19 protein-coding genes are annotated in these 20,495 nt (G+C 59.9%); 13 read left to right on the top strand and 6 right to left on the bottom strand.

Annotated elements, in window-relative coordinates:
* Nucleotides 1-127 precede the first annotated feature (127 nt).
* Both DQ393_RS13655 and DQ393_RS13650 read right to left on the bottom strand, forming a co-directional pair.
* Entirely contained in the window at nucleotides 128-1,012 is an 885-nt protein-coding gene (locus DQ393_RS13655; protein ID WP_112342312.1) for an AraC family transcriptional regulator, read from the bottom strand.
* A 209-nt stretch (nucleotides 1,013-1,221) separates the two neighbouring features.
* Entirely contained in the window at nucleotides 1,222-1,872 is a 651-nt protein-coding gene (locus DQ393_RS13650; protein WP_112342311.1) for a hypothetical protein, read from the bottom strand.
* A gap of 326 nt (nucleotides 1,873-2,198) precedes the next feature.
* On the opposite strand from DQ393_RS13650, the gene htpG reads away from it, so the two are divergent.
* The 4 genes from htpG to DQ393_RS13630 all read left to right on the top strand — a co-directional run bounded on the left by htpG (nucleotide 2,199) and on the right by DQ393_RS13630 (nucleotide 8,517).
* A complete protein-coding gene (gene htpG, locus DQ393_RS13645; protein ID WP_112342310.1) occupies nucleotides 2,199-4,088 on the top strand; it encodes a molecular chaperone HtpG in 1,890 nt (629 codons plus the stop codon).
* A 273-nt stretch (nucleotides 4,089-4,361) separates the two neighbouring features.
* The gene (locus DQ393_RS13640; RefSeq protein WP_112342309.1) at nucleotides 4,362-5,135 is read left to right on the top strand and encodes a siderophore-interacting protein; all 774 of its coding nucleotides are present in this window, start codon (nucleotides 4,362-4,364) and stop codon (nucleotides 5,133-5,135) included.
* Nucleotides 5,136-5,470: 335 nt separating this feature from the next.
* The gene (locus DQ393_RS13635) at nucleotides 5,471-7,210 is read left to right on the top strand and encodes a type I secretion system permease/ATPase (protein WP_112342308.1); all 1,740 of its coding nucleotides are present in this window, start codon (nucleotides 5,471-5,473) and stop codon (nucleotides 7,208-7,210) included.
* On the top strand, nucleotides 7,207-8,517 hold the full coding sequence (locus tag DQ393_RS13630) for an HlyD family type I secretion periplasmic adaptor subunit (protein WP_112342307.1): 1,311 nt from the start codon (nucleotides 7,207-7,209) through the stop codon (nucleotides 8,515-8,517). The genes DQ393_RS13635 and DQ393_RS13630 overlap by 4 nt, the downstream gene beginning before the upstream one ends.
* Nucleotides 8,518-8,607: 90 nt before the next feature.
* Here DQ393_RS13630 and DQ393_RS13625 read toward each other — a convergent pair whose 3' ends face one another.
* Together DQ393_RS13625 and DQ393_RS13620 are read right to left on the bottom strand one after the other, a co-directional pair.
* Nucleotides 8,608-10,044, bottom strand: a complete 1,437-nt coding sequence (locus DQ393_RS13625; protein WP_112342306.1) for a family 16 glycosylhydrolase — start codon at nucleotides 10,042-10,044, stop codon at nucleotides 8,608-8,610.
* Between the two features lie 226 nt (nucleotides 10,045-10,270).
* Complete coding sequence (locus DQ393_RS13620) at nucleotides 10,271-11,194, bottom strand: LysR family transcriptional regulator (protein ID WP_112342305.1); 924 nt, start codon at nucleotides 11,192-11,194, stop codon at nucleotides 10,271-10,273.
* Nucleotides 11,195-11,343: 149 nt separating this feature from the next.
* Here DQ393_RS13620 and DQ393_RS13615 point away from each other — a divergent pair, with 149 nt between their 5' ends.
* The 7 genes from DQ393_RS13615 to DQ393_RS13590 all read left to right on the top strand — a co-directional run bounded on the left by DQ393_RS13615 (nucleotide 11,344) and on the right by DQ393_RS13590 (nucleotide 16,419).
* Complete coding sequence (locus DQ393_RS13615) at nucleotides 11,344-12,192, top strand: DODA-type extradiol aromatic ring-opening family dioxygenase (protein WP_112342304.1); 849 nt, start codon at nucleotides 11,344-11,346, stop codon at nucleotides 12,190-12,192.
* Between the two features lie 109 nt (nucleotides 12,193-12,301).
* A complete protein-coding gene (locus tag DQ393_RS13610; protein ID WP_112342303.1) occupies nucleotides 12,302-12,724 on the top strand; it encodes a DoxX family protein in 423 nt (140 codons plus the stop codon).
* Between the two features lie 161 nt (nucleotides 12,725-12,885).
* Entirely contained in the window at nucleotides 12,886-13,788 is a 903-nt protein-coding gene (locus DQ393_RS13605) for an NADP-dependent oxidoreductase (protein WP_112342302.1), read from the top strand.
* 418 nt (nucleotides 13,789-14,206) lie between these two features.
* Complete coding sequence (gene msuE, locus DQ393_RS13600) at nucleotides 14,207-14,767, top strand: FMN reductase (protein ID WP_112342301.1); 561 nt, start codon at nucleotides 14,207-14,209, stop codon at nucleotides 14,765-14,767.
* Nucleotides 14,768-14,818: 51 nt separating this feature from the next.
* Complete coding sequence (locus DQ393_RS33410; protein ID WP_162736953.1) at nucleotides 14,819-14,995, top strand: hypothetical protein; 177 nt, start codon at nucleotides 14,819-14,821, stop codon at nucleotides 14,993-14,995.
* 65 nt (nucleotides 14,996-15,060) lie between these two features.
* Entirely contained in the window at nucleotides 15,061-15,645 is a 585-nt protein-coding gene (locus DQ393_RS13595; protein WP_112342300.1) for an RBBP9/YdeN family alpha/beta hydrolase, read from the top strand.
* A gap of 114 nt (nucleotides 15,646-15,759) precedes the next feature.
* Nucleotides 15,760-16,419 (top strand): peroxiredoxin, encoded by a 660-nt coding sequence (locus tag DQ393_RS13590; protein ID WP_112342299.1) that lies wholly within the window; start codon nucleotides 15,760-15,762, stop codon nucleotides 16,417-16,419.
* A 63-nt stretch (nucleotides 16,420-16,482) separates the two neighbouring features.
* Here the strand turns inward: DQ393_RS13590 and DQ393_RS13585 are convergent, their stop codons facing one another.
* A complete protein-coding gene (locus tag DQ393_RS13585) occupies nucleotides 16,483-17,385 on the bottom strand; it encodes a LysR family transcriptional regulator (RefSeq protein ID WP_112342298.1) in 903 nt (300 codons plus the stop codon).
* Nucleotides 17,386-17,479: 94 nt separating this feature from the next.
* Between DQ393_RS13585 and DQ393_RS13580 the strand changes: the two genes are divergently transcribed.
* Nucleotides 17,480-18,514: an aldo/keto reductase gene (locus DQ393_RS13580; RefSeq protein WP_112342297.1), complete on the top strand. Its 1,035-nt coding sequence runs from the start codon at nucleotides 17,480-17,482 to the stop codon at nucleotides 18,512-18,514.
* Nucleotides 18,515-18,587: 73 nt separating this feature from the next.
* Here DQ393_RS13580 and DQ393_RS13575 read toward each other — a convergent pair whose 3' ends face one another.
* The gene (locus DQ393_RS13575) at nucleotides 18,588-19,619 is read right to left on the bottom strand and encodes an aldo/keto reductase (RefSeq protein ID WP_112342493.1); all 1,032 of its coding nucleotides are present in this window, start codon (nucleotides 19,617-19,619) and stop codon (nucleotides 18,588-18,590) included.
* 260 nt (nucleotides 19,620-19,879) lie between these two features.
* Between DQ393_RS13575 and recX the strand changes: the two genes are divergently transcribed.
* A complete protein-coding gene (recX, locus tag DQ393_RS13570; RefSeq protein ID WP_112342296.1) occupies nucleotides 19,880-20,416 on the top strand; it encodes a recombination regulator RecX in 537 nt (178 codons plus the stop codon).
* Nucleotides 20,417-20,495: the final 79 nt, after the last annotated feature.

Below are 20,495 nucleotides of genomic sequence, written 5' to 3'. Positions count from 1 at the left end.
CAGCCGATCCCTCAATAAGGTGAGGAGTTAACTCATATTTACCGGCGCGGCTTGTCTGTAACGGGGAAAATTGAATGTTTTTGGGCAATTCTCCGCGAGAGATACAATTGCTCGCAGACTGTGGTTTTCAGGCCAGCTTGCTGCGTTTCCAACTCGCCGGCGCGGTACCGACATTCTTTCGGAAGACGCGGGTGAAATGCGCCTGATCGGCAAAGCCGGTTTCGACGGCGACGGTCGTTAGCGGCATCTCGCTGTTCAGGAGCAGATGCTTGGCCTTTTCGAGCCTGGCCTGCGTTTGCCACTGATGCGGCGGCACACCTGTGGACGCCTTGAAGGCATGGCTGAAATGCGATTGCGAGAGGCCGGTCAATTCGGCCAGTTCTTCCAGCCGGATGGCGCGCGTGCAGTTCTCTTCGATATAGTCCACCGCACGGCGCAGCTGCCAGGTGGCGAGACCGCTGCGCTTGCGGGGCCGGGTGCCGCGCAGTTGCAGAACATTGATCAACAGCGAAAGTGTCAGGCCGTCGCCATAGAGATCGTGCAGCGGCTCGGGGTTTTCGCACTCGGCCGCGATCAGCTCGGCAAGCGCCATCACCCGCGGGTCGTTGAAATGCAGCTGCGGACGGTCGAGCCGCGCCGGGTCGATATGTTCCATCAGGCGCTGGCTGACAACGCCAGCATCGAAATGAATATCGAGGTGGCGCACGAACTCGACGCCTGCCATGTCGACCCAGAGCTCCATGCCAGCGGGAATGTAGGAGATGCGTCCGCTATCGTAATTCTGCAGCCGGCCTTGTGCGCGTGGCGACGGGCGGACATTGGTCGTGCCTGGGCCGCGCTGCTCCAGCAGGATGAAAAGCCGCGGGTCCCTCGCGACATAGTACCCGCCGGCCTGTGCCGCGCAATTGACGTTCCAGATGTCGGCAACCATGCCGTTCCATTGGCGGCGATGCATGCCGCCGATCACGGAAAAGCCTCCGATCTTGTTTTGCATTCGTGGTTGAAACGTCATTCGCAGCTTCCGGCGTCGCTTTCCCGCTTTAATCCTTCAAATTATACTCAAGTTATTACAGCAACACCTTTTGGATGGCAATCTCCGTGTGGTTGCCGCACGAAATGACGATCGGCATGCACGCGAAAGCAAACGGGATTCCTTTTCGAGCATCCCGCCTGCGATGTCGAACCAGCCAATATTAAAGCTGCGTGTGTCGGAACCTTATCCTAGAACAGCCCTGCCGTTCTCATCGTCTTCGAATTCGGCTGATAAGAGGCCTCGATTATACCGGAGGGCTGGCGCTTGGGTGACGGTTGTGGCGCAATGGCGTGCGCGGGTGTGGCTGCCGAGCCCCGCAGCGTGCCGCAGTTTCCCGAACTGCTTGTCTTGACCTGCGGCTTGCCGCTCCCCGTGCTGAAATATTGCATGGTTCGCGTGCAGGTGCCCTTGCCCGATGTCGTAGAAATCATCGTATATCCCTGAGCACCTGGAGGAAGGCGGGAGAGGTCTATCTTGGTGAGGTTATCCGCGCCATCGGGCCATTGCGCCAAGAGCGGCGCGTTGTTCAACATGGCCGCCATCTCCCGATCCATGGCGGCCGAGATGCGCTCCATGTCGGCGAAGGGCGAGGCGTCGTCAAATGGATCGAAGGCGGCAATGAGGGAGGAAGCCGCATCGGGATTGCCTAGAAACGATATAACTGGAGGCTGATCGCCGCTATAGCGGATCACCTCCAGTGAGCCGTCCGGCAAGCGGACCGTCATTTGATGCATCTGGGCGGATTGCTCGGTCTTCTGCTGAGCGAATGCCTGACCCGCCAATCCTGCGGCGGCGATAAGACCAGCGCCGATGAGAAGTGTATTGCGGAGGGTTTGCACAATGGTCTCCTTTGCTTGAAGAACATCTCCGACGGGTTTTCGAACGAATGGCTTCGAAACCCGTCGATGCGACGATTTCGATCTTGGCCCGGCCTCCGCCAAATTTATGGCAATCCCTGCGGCACCGCGCCGCAGTTGTGCCGTACAGATGTCAATCCTGCGTGATAGATCCAAATACAGACATTGCCGGACTGATGATTTCTAACCGTGAAAGAAAGGCCATTCGCCCATTTTGAGTCTGGCATGACAACGCAAGCTTGAAATTTCCCTCGTCTTCCGCCACCTGTTCGGCGCGACGTTCAACATTCCCAGGAGACTAGACGCATATGACAACCACCGCCGCAGAAATGACCGCCGAGAGCCACGTCTTCGAGGCCGACGTTGCCCGCCTTCTGCATATGATGGTTCACTCGGTTTATTCGGACAAGGATGTCTTCCTGCGCGAGCTGATCTCGAATGCGGCCGATGCCTGCGAGAAGCTGCGCTATGAGGCGATCGCGCAGCCCGGCCTGCTTGCGAACGATCCCGACAGCCGCATCCTGCTGACACTCGACGCCGATGGCAGCAAACTCGTCGTCGAAGATAACGGCATCGGCATGAGCCGCGACGAGATGATCGAGGCGCTGGGCACGATCGCCCGTTCCGGCACGCGCGCCTTCATGGAGCGCATCGAGGCCAATAAGCAGGGCGAGGGCGCGCAGCTTATCGGCCAGTTCGGCGTCGGCTTCTATTCCTGCTTCATGGTGGCCGACCGCGTCGATGTCGTCTCGCGGCGCGCCGGTGCGGAAGATGCCTGGCTTTGGTCTTCCGACGGCAAGGGCGGGTATAGCGTTGCGCCCGTCGATGTCAGCGAAGCGCCGGCGCGCGGCACCCGCATCACGCTGCATCTGATGGAAGATGCCAAGAGCTACGCTTCGCGCTGGAGCGTCGAGCGCATCGTCAAGGAACAGTCCGGCCATGTGCCGGTGCCGATCAAGATCGCTGAAAAGCCCGGCGAAGAAGCGACACAGCTCACCGACGGCACCGCGCTCTGGACGAAATCGAAGAACGACATCACGGCCGAGGAATATACCGATTTCTATCGCGGCGTTTCCGGCCAGTATGACGAGCCGGCGCTGACGGTGCATTTCCGTGCCGAGGGACGCCATGAATATTCAGCGCTCGCTTTCGTGCCCGGCTCGCAGCCCTTTGACCTCTTCGATCCCGATCGCAAGGGCCGCATGAAGCTCTATGTGAAGCGCGTCTTCATCACCGATGAAGCCGAATTGCTGCCGCGCTATCTCCGCTTCGTGCGCGGGCTGGTCGACACGTCGGACCTGCCGCTCAACGTCTCGCGCGAGATGATCCAGGAAAGCCCGATCCTGACGGCGATCCGCAAGGGTGTGACCAACCGCATCATCACGGCGATCGAGAAGCAGGCGGAGAGCGATCATGACGCCTTCCTGAAGATTTGGGAGAATTTTGGCAGCCTCATCAAGGAAGGCATCTATGAGGACTTCGAACGTCGTTCTCAGCTTCTGGCACTTTCGCGCTTCCGCACTACGACGTCGGGCGACGGCTATCGCTCGCTTGCCGACTACATCAAGGATGCCAAGGAAGGCCAGCAGTCGATCTACTATCTCGTCGGTGGCAGCCTGGAGCAGCTGAAGGCTTCGCCCCAGCTTGAAGGTTTCCGTGCCCGCGGCATCGAAGTCCTGTTGCTGACCGATTCCGTCGATAGCTTCTGGGTGACCAACGCCCCGGAATTTGACGGCAAGAGCTTCAAATCGATTACGCAGGGCTCTGCTGATCTTGCCCAGTTCAAGAAGCAGGACGAAGACAAGCCTGAAAGCGAAAGCGCGCCCGCCGAAGTCCAGGCATTCCTGGACTACGCCAAGCAGAAGCTGGCCGATGAGGTCTCCGATGTGCGCGCATCCGACCGCCTGATCGAAAGCGCCGTCTGCCTCGTTGCCTCCGAGCAGGGTTATGATCGCCAGTTGGAGAAGATCTTGCAGGGCGCCGGCCGTCTACAGTCCGGCGCCAAACCGATCCTGGAAATCAACATGGATCATCCTGTCGTCAAGGCCATTGCCGCCAAGGCCGATTCACCGGCCCTGCGCGATGATGCCGCCTTCCTTCTGCTCGATCAGGCCCGCGTGCTGGATGGCGACAAGCCTGCCGATCCGCGCGCCTTTGCCGAACGTCTGGCACGGCTGATGGAGAAGGCGCTGCAGTAATCCAACGGGATCGGCACGGCTCGAAACGGCTGTGCCGATCCATTCGCGGAGGGCTGCGATCACGTTATGCTGAGGCGCAAAAAACTTGCCTGAATTTATCATCTTTTCGTTGCGGGGCGAGCTCTTCTTCTATAGAAATGTCAGATTGGCAGGGCCTTGCTCTGCCACGTAAGCGTTAACGTCACTCAACGCGTATGATCGAACGGCTCTGCGGCTTCGGTCTGCGCGACTGTGTCCTGCGGATCGAGATCGAAGCGCCTCGAAAGGACACCCATGGATACCCCTCATAATTCCAACTCGGCCATCTCCGCCCCGAAGATCGAGCGCGTGCGGCATGAGCTGAAGCGGCGCTCTTTGACGGTAACGGCCGTCGACAGGATCACGCCCGGCATGCTGCGCGTTCAACTGGCCGGCGAAGACCTCGCCGATTTCGTCAGCTTGGCGCCTGACGACCACATCAAGGTTTTCGTAGCCGGCGCGGGCGAGGAGATGGAGCGGCGTGACTATACGCCTCGCCAATACGACACCGACGCGCGCACGCTTGTCCTCGATTTTGCCATCCACGAGGCAGGCCCCGCCACGCAATGGGCGCTCGACGCCCGCGTCGGCGACAGGCTGGAGATCGGCGGTCCCCGTGGCTCGGCCGTTGTGTCCGCAGATATCGAGAATTGGCTGCTCATCGGCGACGAGACGGCGCTGCCGGCCATCGGCCGCCGGATCGAGGAGGCACGTGCGGGTGTGCGCATAACGGCGATCGCTGCGGTTGCCGATGCTCATGAACATCAGGCATTTCAAACCGATGCGCAGCTGGATATGCGCTGGGCATATCGACCTCTCTCGGAAGCAGCGGATCCGTCCTCGCTTCTGGAGATATTGCAGTCGATCGATGTGGTGCCCGGCACGTTCGTCTGGATCGCCGCCGAGGCTTCCGTCACGCGCGCCTTGCGCTCCTACCTCGTCGAAGAACGCGGCTATCCGCTGAGCTGGATCAAGGCGTCCGGCTATTGGGTCAAGGGCAAGGCGGATACGGCGGAGAAATTCGATTGAAGGCGGAAGGCAGGCGGCAGGTCGCCGCCTGCTCGTCTTAATATGATAGGTCAGGCATCTTGCCGGAACAGGCTGCTGCCCCATTTCATGGCGCAATTGTCCCGCAAGTGGACAAGGCGTTCCGCGATAAGGTTGGGTTCACCGAAACTGCATTCCGGGCAGATTTCGACTTCCTAAATTGCGTGGGATCACCGAAGGTTAGGTGCGAAGCGAGAACGGCGGATGATACCGTTGACGATCGCTTTGCAGGTCCATGCGCCGAGCGGGAGGCGGTGCTTTGGGCGTCATGTAAATCCCTGTCGTACGCGACGGCCAATGTTGAGGATCGACGCAAGGTGCTTGCCGTCCCGAAAGACCCGCCGCAGACATTCGTCGCACTGATGCTGTCGGCGCTTCGCAAGGCCTTCATCGGCATCGCCCTGGCGAGCGCCGCCATCAACGTGCTGGCGCTGACCGGCTCCTTCTTCATGCTGCAGGTCTATGATCGGGTCATTCCGAGCCATAGCCTGCCGACATTGTCCGGTCTCGTCATCATCGTCGTGACCCTCTATCTGTTTCAGGGCGTAATCGAATTCCTGCGCTCCATGCTGCTTGTACGCATCGGTATGTCGCTCGACGAACGTCTAAACAGGAAGGTCTTCGGCGCGCTTCTATTCCTGCCGAGCAAAAAACAGACATCGGACGACGGGCTGCAATCAGTGCGTGATCTCGAGCAGATCCGCTCCTTCATTTCCGGCAGCGGTTCGACGGCGCTGTTCGATCTTCCCTGGGTGCCTTTCTATCTGCTCCTTTGCTTTCTGTTCCACTTCTGGATCGGCTTTACGGCTCTTTGCGGTGCCTTGTTGCTCGTCGGCATGACCGTGGCTGCCGAAATGCTGTCGCGTCGACCGGCCCTGGAGGCGGCCAGGTCTTCGGCAGCACGCCTCGGCTTCGCCCAGGCTGCGCGGCGGAACTGGGAGGCTGCTATTGCCATGGGGTTTGTTGGCCGTCTGAGCGAGAAGTGGGCGGCCATGAACGGCGACTATCTCCGACATCAGCTGGCGGCGAGCACGATCGTCGGGGCACTCACAATCGCTGCCAAGATGGCGCGCATGATGCTTCAGTCCGGCGTTCTCGCCGTCGGGGCGATCCTCGTCATTCGGCAGGAGGCGACGGGTGGCATCATCATTGCCAGTTCGATCCTGGTGACACGGGCGCTGGCGCCCGTCGAGCTCGCGATCGGCCAGTGGAAAGGCCTTGTCGCCGCGCGTCAGGGCTGGGTGCGGCTTGCCGCGCTTCTCGACGTCGTGCCGCCCGAGCAGCAGGCCTTCGCTTTGCCGCCGCCGTCGCGCGAGCTTAGCGTCGAGAATATCAGCGTTACCTCTCCCGGCAGCCGCGATCTCATCCTGCGCAATATCTCGTTCAGGATATCGTCGGGCACGGTGCTCGGCGTCATCGGTCCGAGCGCGTCGGGCAAGTCCTCCCTTGCGCGGGCGATCGCCGGCCTATGGCCGGTTCCCCTTGGCGCCGTGCGGCTCGATCGTGCCGCGCTGTCGCAATGGAATAGCGACGAACTCGGTCGGCATATCGGCTATCTGCCGCAGGATGTGGACCTGTTCGACGGCTCGATCGCCGAAAACATTTCCCGGTTTGCCGAGGAAGTGGATACGAAGCCGATCATCGCTGCGGCGAAGGCTGCGGGGGTTTACGACATGATCGTCAAGCTTCCGGATGGCTTCGATACGAGGATCGGCGAGAGCGGATCGCGCCTTTCAGCCGGGCAGAGGCAGCGCATAGCCCTGGCGAGAGCGCTTTACAACGATCCATTCCTGGTGGTTCTCGATGAGCCGAACTCCAATCTGGATGCGGAGGGAGAGGCCGCGCTGACCGAGGCCCTCGCAGGCGTGCGGAAGCGCGGCGCCATCGCGATCGTCATTGCCCACAGGCCAAGCGCCCTGGCCGCTGCCGATACCGTCATGATCGTTGCCGGCGGTCAGGTTCAGGCGTTCGGTCCGAAGAAAGACATACTCGGGCCATCGCCCAAGCAGGTCGGAACGACGCATTTTGCCGTTGCCGGCGGGGAGACGCATGGATGACCGACAAGGCTTCGCCATCGACCGAACGGACGATCCGCCGCCTGTCCCTGCTTGTGGTGGCGGCCGTAGCGCTGCTGTTTGGTGTGATGGGCGGCCTTGCGGCGGCGACCAGGATTTCCGGAGCGGTGATTGCCTCGGGCACGCTTGTCGTGGACAGCTATGTGAAGCCGGTGAAGCACCTGAAAGGCGGGATCGCCCGCGCGATCCTGGTGAAGAACGGCGATCATGTCGCGGCCGGCCAGGTGCTCGTGCGCCTGGACGACACGCAGACCAAGGCCAACCTTGCCATCATTCGCAAGCGGCTGAACGAGCTTTCCGCCCGCACGGCGCGTCTGGCGGCGGAGCGCGACGGCAGGCAGGATATCGCCTTTCCCACCGAACTTCTCTCGGACGCTACTGACGCAGATGTCGCGGCGATCATGGCCGGCGAACGCCGGCTCTTTCTCGATCGCCATGCTTCGCGCGAGGGCCAGAAGTCGCAGCTGCAGGAGCGTATTCAACAGTTGAAGCAGGAGATCGAGGGGCTCGTGGCGCAGGAGCAGGGCAAGCGGCGGGAGATCACGCTCATCGCCAGGGAGCTCGGCAGCCTTGAAGGCCTGCTCAACCAGGGCATCATCTCGGCGACAAAGGTTTACTCCCTGCAGCGGGAAAGCGCTTCGCTGAACGGCGATCTCGGAAACCTCGTCTCGTCCATCGCCCAGACCAAAGGCAAGATTGCGGAAACCGAACTACAGATCCTGCAGATCGATGCAGACCGCAGTTCGGAAGTGTCCGAGCAATTGCGTCAGGCCGAGAGCGATAGCGGCCAGTTTTCCGAGCGTCTGGTTGCGGCTGAAGATGACTTGAAGCGGATCGACATCAAGGCACCTCAGGCTGGCATCGTCGACCAGCTAAGCATCCATGCCGCAGGGGCCGTCATCTCGCCGGCAGAAGCGATCCTGCAGATAGTCCCGGATAAGGATGCGCTGGTAGCGGAGCTTAAACTTGCGCCGCAGGATATCGACCAGATTACCGTGGGCCAGGCGGTATCCCTGCGCTTTCCCGCCTTCAATCAGCGGATCACCCCGGAGCTGAACGGGCATGTCGATACGATCTCGGCGGACCTGACGACGGATCAGCGTTCGGGGCAAAGCTACTATGTCGTACGGGTCAAGGTGGCAAAGCAGGAATGGGATCGGCTTGGCCAGCTTACACCGCTGCCCGGCATGCCTGTGGAGGCCTTTCTGCAGACGGGCGAGAGAAGCGTTCTCGCCTATCTGACAAAGCCGATGACCGACCAGATCCGGCGGGCGTTCAGGGAGGATTAGGGTGGTTTCGACCGGGTTACAGTCTCTTCCCAGCGGCCGCCCGATTTGCGTCGGACGGCCGCTCTGGAGTCCGTCGAGTTCCGAGCCCGCTCAGATATGCCAATCCGTCGTATGCGCGGATTGGGCCGAGGTGGTGAGCTGGGCGGCATGATCGTCCAGGGAATAGGCCTTGATATAGTCGATCTTCATCTCGGACCCGTTCGGGAGTCCATCTGTCGGCGTGCCCGCCACCCCGCCGACGGCGAGATCGACCAGCATATACATCGGGCCGTGCATATCGGCTGGCGTATCGGCATGGGCAACGGCGACGTCGTCGAAATACCAGACGATCTGATCCTTGTCCCAAAGCACGCCGTAATTGTGGAAGCCGTTCGTGCTTGGGACTTCCACTGGAATAGACGTCTTCGTGTGCTCGCCGGTGGCATTGGAATGAACCGTCACATTGACGGTGGTGGGGTTCTGCCCGCGCATTTCCACCACGTCGAGTTCCGGCGGCCAGGAACCGTCCTCCGGCAGCAGCCAGAAGGCCGGCCAGACGCCCTGATTATGCGGCATCTCCGCCCGCATTTCGAAATAGCCATAGGTCTGCGAGAAGGTGGAGTGGGTGGTCAGAAGGCCGGATGTGTAATCATGGTTCTCGACGATCGATTTCAACGCATCCGGCGTTTGTTTTGCCGTGATTGTCAGAACGCCGTCCGAGACGGAAAACGGGTTTACCGATGCCGTCGGCGCGTAGGACGGATTGATGTACCATTGCAACTCGTCATTCAGGCTGCTGCCCTTGTCCGGCGCCCAGGAATATTTCGCATCCCAGGTGCCCTGCGTTCCCTGGTGCAGCGACAGCGTATTGAAATCGTCCGAAAAAGTCTGCGTCAGCGATGCTCTGTCGAGCCCGAGCTGAAACTGATCTTCATGCAGATCGGAGATGGTCTTGTTGGCGAAGACCAGACTTTCGCCATTGCCGAGATCGAGCCGGACATTGGCGCCTTCCTGCGTGGAATGGCTGACAACCTGATCGAAGGACGTCAGGCCGTATTGATTGAGCCGAACCTTGTCGTCATCGCTGAAGTCGGCGATGAGATCGCTGCCGTTACCCTTGGTGATGAGGAAGGTATCAGCCCCGCCGCCGCCAATGAGCACATCGTTGCCGCCGCGTCCGTCGATGGTCTGGCTGCCGCTACCGCCGGTGATGATGTTGTCGGCGTCGTTGCCATAGGCGTGACGGTTGTCACCCGTGACGGTAAGATTTTCGACATTGGCGGGCAGCGTGTAATCCATCCAGGTGTTGATGGTATCGATGCCGGCATTGGGGGCTTCATAGACCCGATTGTTGCTCGAGTAGATATAATAGATGTCGTCGCCTGTGCCGCCCATTAGCGTTACGTTGACGGTGTTGTCGCCCCATATGGAATCATTGCCAGCGGTACCGTAGAGGGTCGGTCCCGAGCCGGTGGCGGAAAAGAAACCTGTCGACGTACCGCTATAGTAAAGCGGTTGTCCAAGAGCATTCAAAACTGAATTGGGCATGAGAAACCTCTTCCTTGGTGCCGGACCAGCTCCTCCACCGATCTAATATTTCTCCCCACTCATATGCATCAGATAGCGTGCATTGTTTTTCCGCCCAGCCCCGGCGGCAAGTTTTTTCGCCGCTATCGCCAAGGATGGGAGCGCTATGGGCGGATAAGCGGAAACGCCCGCGTCCGTTCCGCTTTCTTGCTGTGCCGCCCTGGCGTGACTTGCAGATCAGGCAGGCCTATGTCGCCAATTGAGTCTCGGCCGACATCGGGCAAAGGCTTTTTCGGGAGGCGAGGAAATCGATGAAGGTGCGAACTTTGGCGGAAAGGTATTTTCTGGTGGGATAGACCGCATGCAGGGTGGCTTTGAATGTCACATCCTCAGGCAGAACCATTTCCAAGTGGCCATCGGCGACGTCGGCCTGTGTCATCCATACCGGCAAAAAGACCAGGCCCATGCCTTCCAATGCTGCCAGATGCAGCATGATTTCGTTTTCGCTTTGCATGACCGTGCGGAAGCTCACTGTTTCAGGGCCTTTCCTCCCATCGAGCGCGAAATTGCCACTCGCATTCATGCCGCTACAGGCCAGCAGTGAATGACCATTGAGATTGCTCACCTCGGCCGGACGCCCGGTGCGCGCGAGATAAGCGGGCGATCCCACGAGGTGAAAAGGGACCTGCAACAAGGGACGTGCGACGAGGCCGGGATCGAGCCGCCCCGGTGTTGTCGCACGCAGGGCAAGATCGAAGCCTTCGTCGACCAGATTGACGATCCGGCCGCTGAGATCCATGTCGAAGCGCACGTCCGGATAGCGCTGGTGATATTCGGCGAGCGCGCGTGCGACAAGCGCATTTGCTATCCACACCGGAGCGCTCAATCTCAAGGTTCCGCGCGGCATGACGGTGACGTTGCTGACGGCCGCTTCCACTTCGTCAAGGCCGTCAAGCATTTGTCGGCTCTGGTTGAAGTAGAGCATACCGCTCTCCGTCATGCTGACATGGCGGCTGGTTCGGTTCAGCAAGCGAGTGCCCAGCCGATTTTCCAGATGCATGACATGTTTGCTCGCCATTGCAGGCGAGAGACCAAGGCGATCGGCTGCGGCGGTAAAGCTCTTCAGCTCAGCCACCGTGCAAAAGACCCGCAGGCTCATCAACGTATCTATAGATCATCAACATAGAGGAAATGTTCCTTCAATGTAAGTCGCATTGATCAATGATAATGAAAGATCAATTTGCATTGCGCGACGCTGCGTAACTCATCACCTCTCTGGTTTTGAGGCTGGTGGCAGTCGCCTCGAAAGGATGCAACACCGTGAATAAGTTTCGCCTCCCAACCTATTTCATCAGCCATGGCGGCGGTCCCTGGCCATATATGACCGGTGATTTCCGCAGTAATTTCGACAAGCTCGAGCAATCCTTGATCGACATGCGTCTTGAGCTCGGCAATACGGTCCAGGCAGTACTGGTCGTTTCCGGTCACTGGGAAGAGCATGGTTTCGCCATATCATCAGGTGCCCATCCGGGGATGGTCTACGACTATCACGGCTTTCCGGAATATCTTTACAGCATCAAATACGGCGCGCCCGGCTCGCCGGAACTTGCCAGGAGCGTGCAGGCATTGCTGCAGGAACGCGGCATCGAGGCAGGGCTCAATCCGACCCGAGGCTTCGACCATGGCACCTTCAGCATTCTCAAGCCGCTCTATCCCGAAGAAGATGTTCCGGTCGTTCAGCTTTCGCTCGATGCCGGCTACGATCCCGCCCTGCACCTTGAAGTCGGGCGCGCGCTGGCCCCGCTGCGCGACGAGGGCGTTCTGATCATCGGAAGCGGCCTCAGTTATCATAATCTTCCCGCAATGCGCGGGAAGGAGGGCTACGAACCATCCCGGCAGTTTGACGCCTGGCTCCAGCAGATCCTGGTCCATTCGTCCGCCTATGAGCGCGCAAAGCTGCTGCTCGAATGGGAACAGGCACCATCTGCCCGCGCGGCACATCCACGCGAGGATCATCTCATTCCGTTGATGGTGGCTGTCGGCGCGGCAAGGGATGAACCGGGCGCCGTCACCTATCACCAGACCGATTTTGCAGGCGGGCTTACGGCATCCAGCTTCCGCTTCGGCGATGTACCGGCATTGGTGGCAGCCGACGGATCAGCCAAATGAGCGAGCTGTCGAAGCGTACTCACGCCGCTGACGGGGCCTCCGGACGGAAAATCTCAAACTCAAATCCATCGCCGGTTGATGCACTCAACGGCCAATCAGGAGAAGCACTATGTTGAATACCACCAAATGGACGCCCCATGTTCTCGGGATTTTGCGGATCGTCACCGCGCTGCTGTTCCTTGAACATGCGACCATGAAGTTCTTCCAGTTCCCAGCGGCAATTCCCGGCGTAAGCTATCCGTTGCCGGCCATCATGCTCGCCGCCGGCGCCATTGAAATCGTCACCGGCCTGCTGATGACCATCGGTCTCTATACGCGCATCGCTGCCTTTGTCGCATCGGGCGAAATGGCGGCCGCTTATTGGATGGCGCATGCACCTCAGGGCTTCTGGCCGGCGCTCAACATGGGTGAGGCCGCCATCATGTTTTGCTTCATCTTCCTCTATATCGCCTTTGCCGGCGCCGGCAGCTGGGCATTGGACAACGCCCTGCGCGGCTCTTCGAAACAGGTATCGCTCACGGAACGAGCATGAAGCCAATGCGCTCCCGTCATTCGATGGGAGCGTGTCATCCAAGCGATCTGAATAGCGGTCGGCGTTTCTTGCCGATCCGGTAGCCCATTCATTGGCCTCCTCGACGCTCTGCACAGGAGCCGGAATCCGTAGAGGCCATAGCGAACCCATGGAGACAAGCAATGAAGGCTGTGCTTCTGAAATCCTATGGCGACATCGATCAATTCGAAATCGGCGATATTCCTGCGCCAAAGCCGGGTGCCGGCGAGGTTTTGATCAAGATCGAGGCATCGGCCGTCAATCCGTTCGATCTCATTTTGCGCCAGGGTTTCATGTCGCAATACATTCCGCTTCCGCTCCCGGCGGTTCTAGGCGGGGACGCCGCCGGCACGATTGCAGACATTGGCGAAGGTGTCGAAGGGTTGGCGGTTGGCGATCGCGTCGTAGTCGATTTCCCCGCGAATGGCAAAGGAGCGCATGCCGAATTCGGGCTCGTTCCAGCCACCTCCGTTGCCAAGCTGCCCGCTGCGTTGAGTTTCGAGCAGGGAGCGGCATTGGTAAAGGCTGGCCTGACCGGGAGACAGACTGTGGATGCCTTGGGTGTCAAGACAGGTGACCGGGTATTGATCTCGGGTGCGCTCGGCTCCGTCGGCCGTGCCGCCATCCAATATCTCAAGCAAATAGGTGCCCAGCCGGTCGCGGGCGTTCGGCCCGAGCGGATGGGCGAGGCGCGCGAGCTGGTCGGGGAAGGCGTGGACATTACCGTGCCGGCAAAGAGCCCCAGCTTTCAATATGCCATCAGCGCCGCTGCGCCGGTGGCTAAAAATCTCATCGAAAATGTGGTCGATGGCGGCCAGGTCGCAAGCATTGTTCCAGTACCCGAGGACGCCAACCAAGGCAACCGCGTGGCCATCCGCGAGCTCTATCATCGAACCGATGCCGCAACGCTTGACGCGGTTCTCGACGCTGCAGCGCGAGGATTGCTGCTGATACCGATTTCGCAGGTTTTTGCCCTGGAGGAATTGGGCTTGGCCCAAGATGCGGTCGCCAGGGGAGCACAGGGTAAAGTCGTGCTCAAGCATTGAGCATTACAGCATCGGTGGTAGCGCAATCTTCGCCATTGCAGCCGCCAGCAGGCGCTGAAACGACGTTTTCAGTCCCGCTTGCTGGTTCGATAGCCTTTGCCAAAAAGCCGATCAATTGATGACAGCGTCAGTACTGGGAGCACGTGTCGCGATCCGTGGCACGTGTTTCATCATATGCACTTCGCTTGGCAAAGATGGCGCCCGCCGCTGCTCGATGAGTAGGTGCTGAGGCCCCGCGAGCCGGGTTGACCAGCCGGCAGCCTAAGCAGTGACGCCGGAGGGCATGAGGCGGGAAGAGATTTTCCGTTTCCAGTGGCCCAGGAGATCACCGTTCCTTTTAATCTACCATTTTTGTGGACAATATTCGCATTATCGAAAACGCATGTGATTTCCGAAAGGGATGAGCGAAAGGATGAGAATGAGTGCGCCCAAACTCGTCGGCTTTGCCGGCAGCTTCAACAGGCCGTCGAAGACCTACGCGCTGGTGCAGACCGTTGCCGACCTGGCAAGCGAGCAATATGGCTTCACCAACAGGGTTTACGATCTGCACGATGTCGGCGCCTCGCTCGGACTGGCGAAATGGCGCAAAGATCTGGACGATCAGGCGAGAAGCGTCATCGATGAGATCGTGTCGGCCGATGCTCTCGTCATCGGTTCGCCGACCTTCAAGGGATCCTATCCCGGACTGTTCAAGCATCTGATCGACCTCATCGATCCGCATGAGCTGCGGGCCAAGCCGATCATCATCACGGCGACCGGCGGTGGAGACCGGCATGCGCTGATGGTCGAACATCAGCTGCGGCCGCTCTTCGGCTTCTTCATGGCCCATACCTTGCCGACGGCGGTCTATGCATCGGATCGCGATTTCGCCGACTACAAGGTGTCGTCAGAGCCGCTGGCCAACCGCATCAACGAGGTTGTCGGCGAGCTCGGGGCCTTTTTCCCGCATCCGGTGACGAGGCTTGCCGCTGCGGAATGATGGGCGGTGACGCCCGAACGTCTTGGATTTGTCACCGGAATGGAGGCTTACATGAGATGGAATGTCATCAGCCGCCTGAAGACGATTTTTGCCGGTCCCGCGCTGCAGAGGGTGGATGTTCGCACGCGGTCCGTTGATTGGGTTGAATCTGTGGAGCGGGAACGAGAACTCTCCGCCCGTGACTACGAGATCTATTACTGGTGCTCCACGCCGGCGCCCTGGTATTGAAAGGAGGTGCCTTTGATGTCGTGTCGCGAATTGAGTTTCCTATCGTTATTCGTCGCGAGGCTTCCATGACCAGAGTACTGATCGTGCCGGGTCTCTTTGGCTCGGGTGAGGGGCATTGGCAGCGTCACTGGCTGCAGGATCATCAGGATGTCCAACTAGTCGAGCAGGACGATTGGGATTTTCCCCATCTCGGCAGCTGGATGGAAAGGCTGGAGGAAGCGCTGGAAGAGGCCGGCGATGCCTATATCGTGGCGCACAGCCTGGGCTGCGTATTGACGGCAAGATTGGCCGGCCGTCCGGCCGCGCGAAGGGTCAAGGGAGCGCTGCTCGTCGCACCCTGCGACATTCCGGTGACGGAAGCCCTGCATGCCGGGCATCTTTCCTTCGGCACGATGCCGACGGAAGCCTTGCCTTTTCCCAGCATCACGATCGGAAGCCTGAACGATATCTATATGAGGCTCGACCGGCTGACCTTGTTCGGGCGGCTCTGGAATTCCGATGTCCGCAATATCGGCCTTGCGGGGCACATCAATATTGCCAGCGGCTTCGGGCGCTGGCCAAGCGGTTATGGCTTCCTGGAAATACTGAAGAGCCGCAGCAGACATCGCCAGCCGCAGGGGTTTTCGAGGGCTGTCGCCGTTTCCATTTAAAAGAAGGCTTTTCATATCGAACGTTCGACGCCATTGTGCTGCGGATGTTCTGATCGTACCCCACATCGGCGCATTCAAGGCGAGCAACGGGGGCAGAACTTTGGAGGTAAGACAATGAGTTTGCGCATCAACGATATCGCCCCGGATTTTACGGCCGAGACGACACAGGGCGAGATTAAGTTCCATGACTGGATCGGTAATGGCTGGGCCGTGCTCTTTTCGCATCCGAAGAACTTCACGCCGGTCTGCACGACAGAGCTCGGCGCGATGGCCGGCTTGGAAGGCGAATTCCGCAAGCGCGGCGTCAAGATCATTGGCATCTCTGTCGATCCCGTCGAAAGTCACGGTCGCTGGAAGAACGACATCAAGACGGCGACCGGTTTCGATGTCGACTATCCGCTGATCGGCGACAAGGACCTCAACGTCGCCAAGCTCTATGACATGCTGCCGGCCGGTGCGGGCGAGAGTTCGGAAGGCCGCACGCCGGCCGACAACGCCACCGTGCGCTCCGTCTTCGTCATCGGGCCCGACAAGAAGATCAAGCTGATCCTCACCTATCCGATGACGACGGGCCGCAATTTCGGAGAAATCCTGCGTGCGATCGACTCGATCCAGCTGACATCGAAGCATCAGGTTGCCACACCGGCAAACTGGCAGCAGGGCGAAGACGTCATCATCACGGCAGCCGTCTCCAACGAAGACGCTATTGCCCGTTTCGGCTCGTTCGACACGGTGTTGCCCTATCTGCGCAAGACCCGCCAGCCATCAGCCTGATGGGGATCAGCGGTTGAAATTTGCAAAAAAGGTGATGCGGCTCCAAAAGCCGCATCACTCTTTTCAAAGGCTGACGTTTTCACGCAGAAACTCCAGCAGCGCGCGCACGCGGGCCGGCAGCGGGCCGCCCTGGCCGATATAGACGGCATGGAACTCCTCGATATCGCCGGGGTTTAGCTCTTCAAGGACCGGCAGCAGGCGACCAGCCGCGATATCCGATCCGACGGTGAAGGCGGCAAGCCGTGCCAGACCGGCACCACCGAGCGCAAGGTGGCGCATGGCCTCTCCGTCGCTCACCTGCAGACTGCGAGGGGGCGGTACCGTCGCGATCTCGCCGTCTACCAGCAACGGCCAGCCTTCGATTGCGCGGGAATAGGCAAAACCGATGCGGCAATGTTTCTCCAGTTCTCTTAAGGAGCGGGGCGTGCCGTGCCGCTGCAGATAAGCTGGCGAGGCGACGATGACCTTACGCGCTGCTCCAAGCTTGCGGGCCGTCAGACTGGAGCTCTTCAGCGGTCCGGCGCGGATTGCGACATCGGCCCGCTCTTCCATCAGGTCGACGATCCGGTCTGTGTGAAAAATCTCCAATGAGATATTCGGGTGCAGCGCCATGAAGGCGGGCACAAGCGGGGCCAGCACATGATTGCCGAAGGAGCCGCTGGTGTTGATGCGGATATGGCCGGCAGCCTGCTCTCCCGCCGAGGCGTGGCGTTCGGCCTCGGCGATATCGGCGAGGATGGCAACGCTCCGTTCGAAGAATGCGCAGCCCTCGGGGGTTAGCTGCAGCCGCCGTGTCGAGCGGTTGATGAGACGGGCGCCGAGACGCCTTTCCAGCCTCGTGATGAGTTTGCTGACCGCCGAGGGCGTCATGCGGCAGGCCATGGCGGCGGCAGTGAAGCCACCAAGCTCCACGGCGCGCACGAAGACTTCCATTTCGCCGGAACGATTGATTTCTTGGCGGCTCATGATGAATTAAAATCACAAATCAATTTCTGATCGGCAATCTATATCATGCCTTTTTAGCAGTCTATCTATCTGAAGAACCAACAGGAGATAGACGATGGACTACAGAAATCTCGGCGCCTCCGGCCTGCGCGTCCCCGTGCTCAGTTTCGGCGCCGGCACGTTTGCCGGTAGCGGGCTCCTCTTCAGCGCCTGGGGTTCGACGGATGCGACGGAAGCGCGCCGTCTGGTCGACATCTGCCTGGAGGCGGGCGTCAATCTCTTCGATACGGCGGATGTCTATTCGGCAGGCGCATCGGAGGAGGTGCTCGGCCAAGCGATCCGGGGCAGGCGGGATGCCGTGCTGATCTCGACGAAGACAGCACTGCCGATGGGCGACGGGCCGGCCGACTGGGGGAGTTCGCGTTCGCGATTGATCACATCGGTCGACGCCGCCTTGCGGCGTCTCGGGACCGATTACATCGACCTTTTACAATTGCATGCTTTCGATGCCTCGACGCCCATTGAGGAAACGCTTTCCACACTCGATGGCTTGGTGAAGGCGGGAAAGATCCGCTACATCGGCGCTTCCAACTTCGCCGGCTGGGAGCTGATGAAATCGCTCGCGATCTCCGAGAAGTACGGCTACGCACGCCATGTCGCCCATCAGGTCTATTATTCGCTCGCTGGCCGCGATTACGAATGGGAATTGATGCCGCTGGGTCATGATCAGAACGTCGGCGCCCTGGTCTGGAGTCCGCTGGCATGGGGCAGGCTCACTGGCAAGATCCGCCGCGGCCAGCCATTGCCCGAAAAGAGCCGCTTGCATGAGACGGCGTCATTCGGCCCGCCCGTCGATGACGAGAAGCTGTTCGATATTGTCGATGTGCTGGATGAGATTGCTGTCGAGACCGGAAAGAGCGTGCCGCAGATCGCGATCAACTGGCTGCTGTCCCGGCCGACGGTTGCAAGCGTCATCATCGGCGCGCGCAATGAGGAGCAGTTGCGCCAGAATCTCGGCGCGGTCGGCTGGACGCTTTCGAAAGAGCAGATCGAGAAGTTGGACAAGGTGAGCGAGCTGACGGCTCCCTATCCCTATTTTCCGTATCGGCGTCAGGAAGGCTTTGCGAGACTCAATCCGCCGCTGGTCTGACGCGGCAGGTATTCCTGTGGACCATGGCAACGAAGGCGGCGGAGCAAATTGGCTGTCCCGCCGCCAACAGCATTTAGCGGCCGCCCTCCATCTTGCGATGGCGCTGGTTCCTGCCGCTCTCGCCATAAGGATAGGCGGCGGGCTGAGGAGCGCTGATCTCGTTCAGCCTGTCCATTTCCGCCTCCGTGAGCTTCAGTTCGGCCGCACCCAGATTGTCGGCAAGCTGCTCACGCGTGCGGGCGCCGAGGATAACGGAGGTGACCGCGGGCCGGGCTGCTGTCCAGGCAAGCGCCACCTGCGCCATGGTAACGCCACGCGCCTTGGCGATCTCCTCCACGGCGGCGATGATCGCCCAGGTGCGCTCCTGTGCGTTGCGTGGAGCAAAGGATTCGCTGCCGCGGTTGGGGTTCTCGCCAAGCCGCGTGGCGCCGGTCGGCATTTCGTCGCGCTTGTATTTGCCTGTTAGCCATCCGCCGCCAAGTGGCGACCAGGGAAGCAGGCCCAAGCCGGCATCAAGGCAGGCATCGACGATCTCGAGTTCGATGTCGCGAACGAGCAGATTATATTGCGGCTGCAGCGTCACCGGCCGCGTGTAGCCCTGTGCCTTGGCGATCTCGACGGCCTTGGCGATATGCCAGCCGACGTAATTGGAGAAGCCGTAATAGCCGATCTTGCCGGCGCGCACGGCATCGTCGAGAAACCGCAACGTCTCCTCGATCGGCGTCAGGGCATCCCAGGCATGCATCTGATAAAGATCGATATGTTCGATGCCGAGACGGCGCAGGGAATCGTCCAGCGCCTGGCCGAGATGACGACGCGACAGACCGAGATCGTTCGGACCGTTGCCCATTGGGAAACGGCCCTTGGTTGCGATGATGGCCTGGCGGGCCTCGGCGGGGCGAGCTTTCAGCCAGCGGCCGATGATCTCCTCAGACTTGCCGGCGCTGTAGACATCGGCGGTGTCGATGAAATTGCCGCCCCATGCGAAATAATCGTCAAGAAGTTTATGCGATGCGGCCTCGTCTGCTTCCGCGCCGAAAGTCATGGTGCCAAGGCAATAGGCCGTGACAACGGCCCCGCTTGGGCCGAGCTTGCGATAATCCATTTCTGCCTCCTCTGAACGGAGCGCTGGTGCCCGATCGGCAAAGCGGTCGGGAAAGCCGCAGGCTCCGTGATCCATAGCAATGTGATGCTTGAGACGGCCTCCACCGTCGATGGGGGTTCGACGCTCGGCGTTTCAATGCCGTGGCCGCAGAGACACCATAGCCAATCATCCCATGATTACCAAGTGCATTCATTGCCTGGTTGGCCTTGCTCGCGTAAAATTCTCCGTGATGATTCCTCTCTTCTCGAATGTCCCCCTTCATGGATGAAGCGCCGACAAGCCGCATGCTCTCCTGGGCACGCAACTCCACCATCTATCGCCTCGAACGCCGGATGATGACTGAAAAGCAGCTGTTCGATGCGATCGCTAAAAAGGCGCGGCAGAAGTTCGAGGATATCAACGATACACAGGTCAGGGCGCTTGCCGATTTTGCCGTCAAATTCGCTTATGAGCTGAAGGTGCTCGATGACGTCGCCTATGCCGAGATCAGCACGCGTTCGGCAGTTCGATCAGGCAAGTCGAGGAAAGCCATCGCCTTCAAGCTCGCATCCAAGGGAATTGCCGGTGAAACGGTCGTTGCGGCCGTGGAGGAGGTCGATGATCTCCATTCCGCCGTCATCTTTGCCCGGAAGCGTGGCTTCGGCCCCTTCCGGCGCGGTGACCTCGACGAGAAGCGCAAGGCAAAGGAATTATCCGCCTTCGCCCGCAACGGTTTCAGCTTTGCGATTGGCAAACGGGTTTTCGATATGGAGCGTGAAGATGCCGAAGACCTGTTGCAATCGACCTCGGCCGTTTGACACGGGCCGCATTGTCATGGTTGATCGCGCCAGCTAATTTGCCGCGCTTGCGTGCGGCGATGCATGGGGATCTTGGTGA

The organism is Martinezella tropici (assembly GCF_003287875.1).
GTDB lineage: Bacteria > Pseudomonadota > Alphaproteobacteria > Rhizobiales > Rhizobiaceae > Rhizobium > Rhizobium tropici_C.
This window is presented reverse-complemented; position numbering and strand designations above follow the sequence as displayed.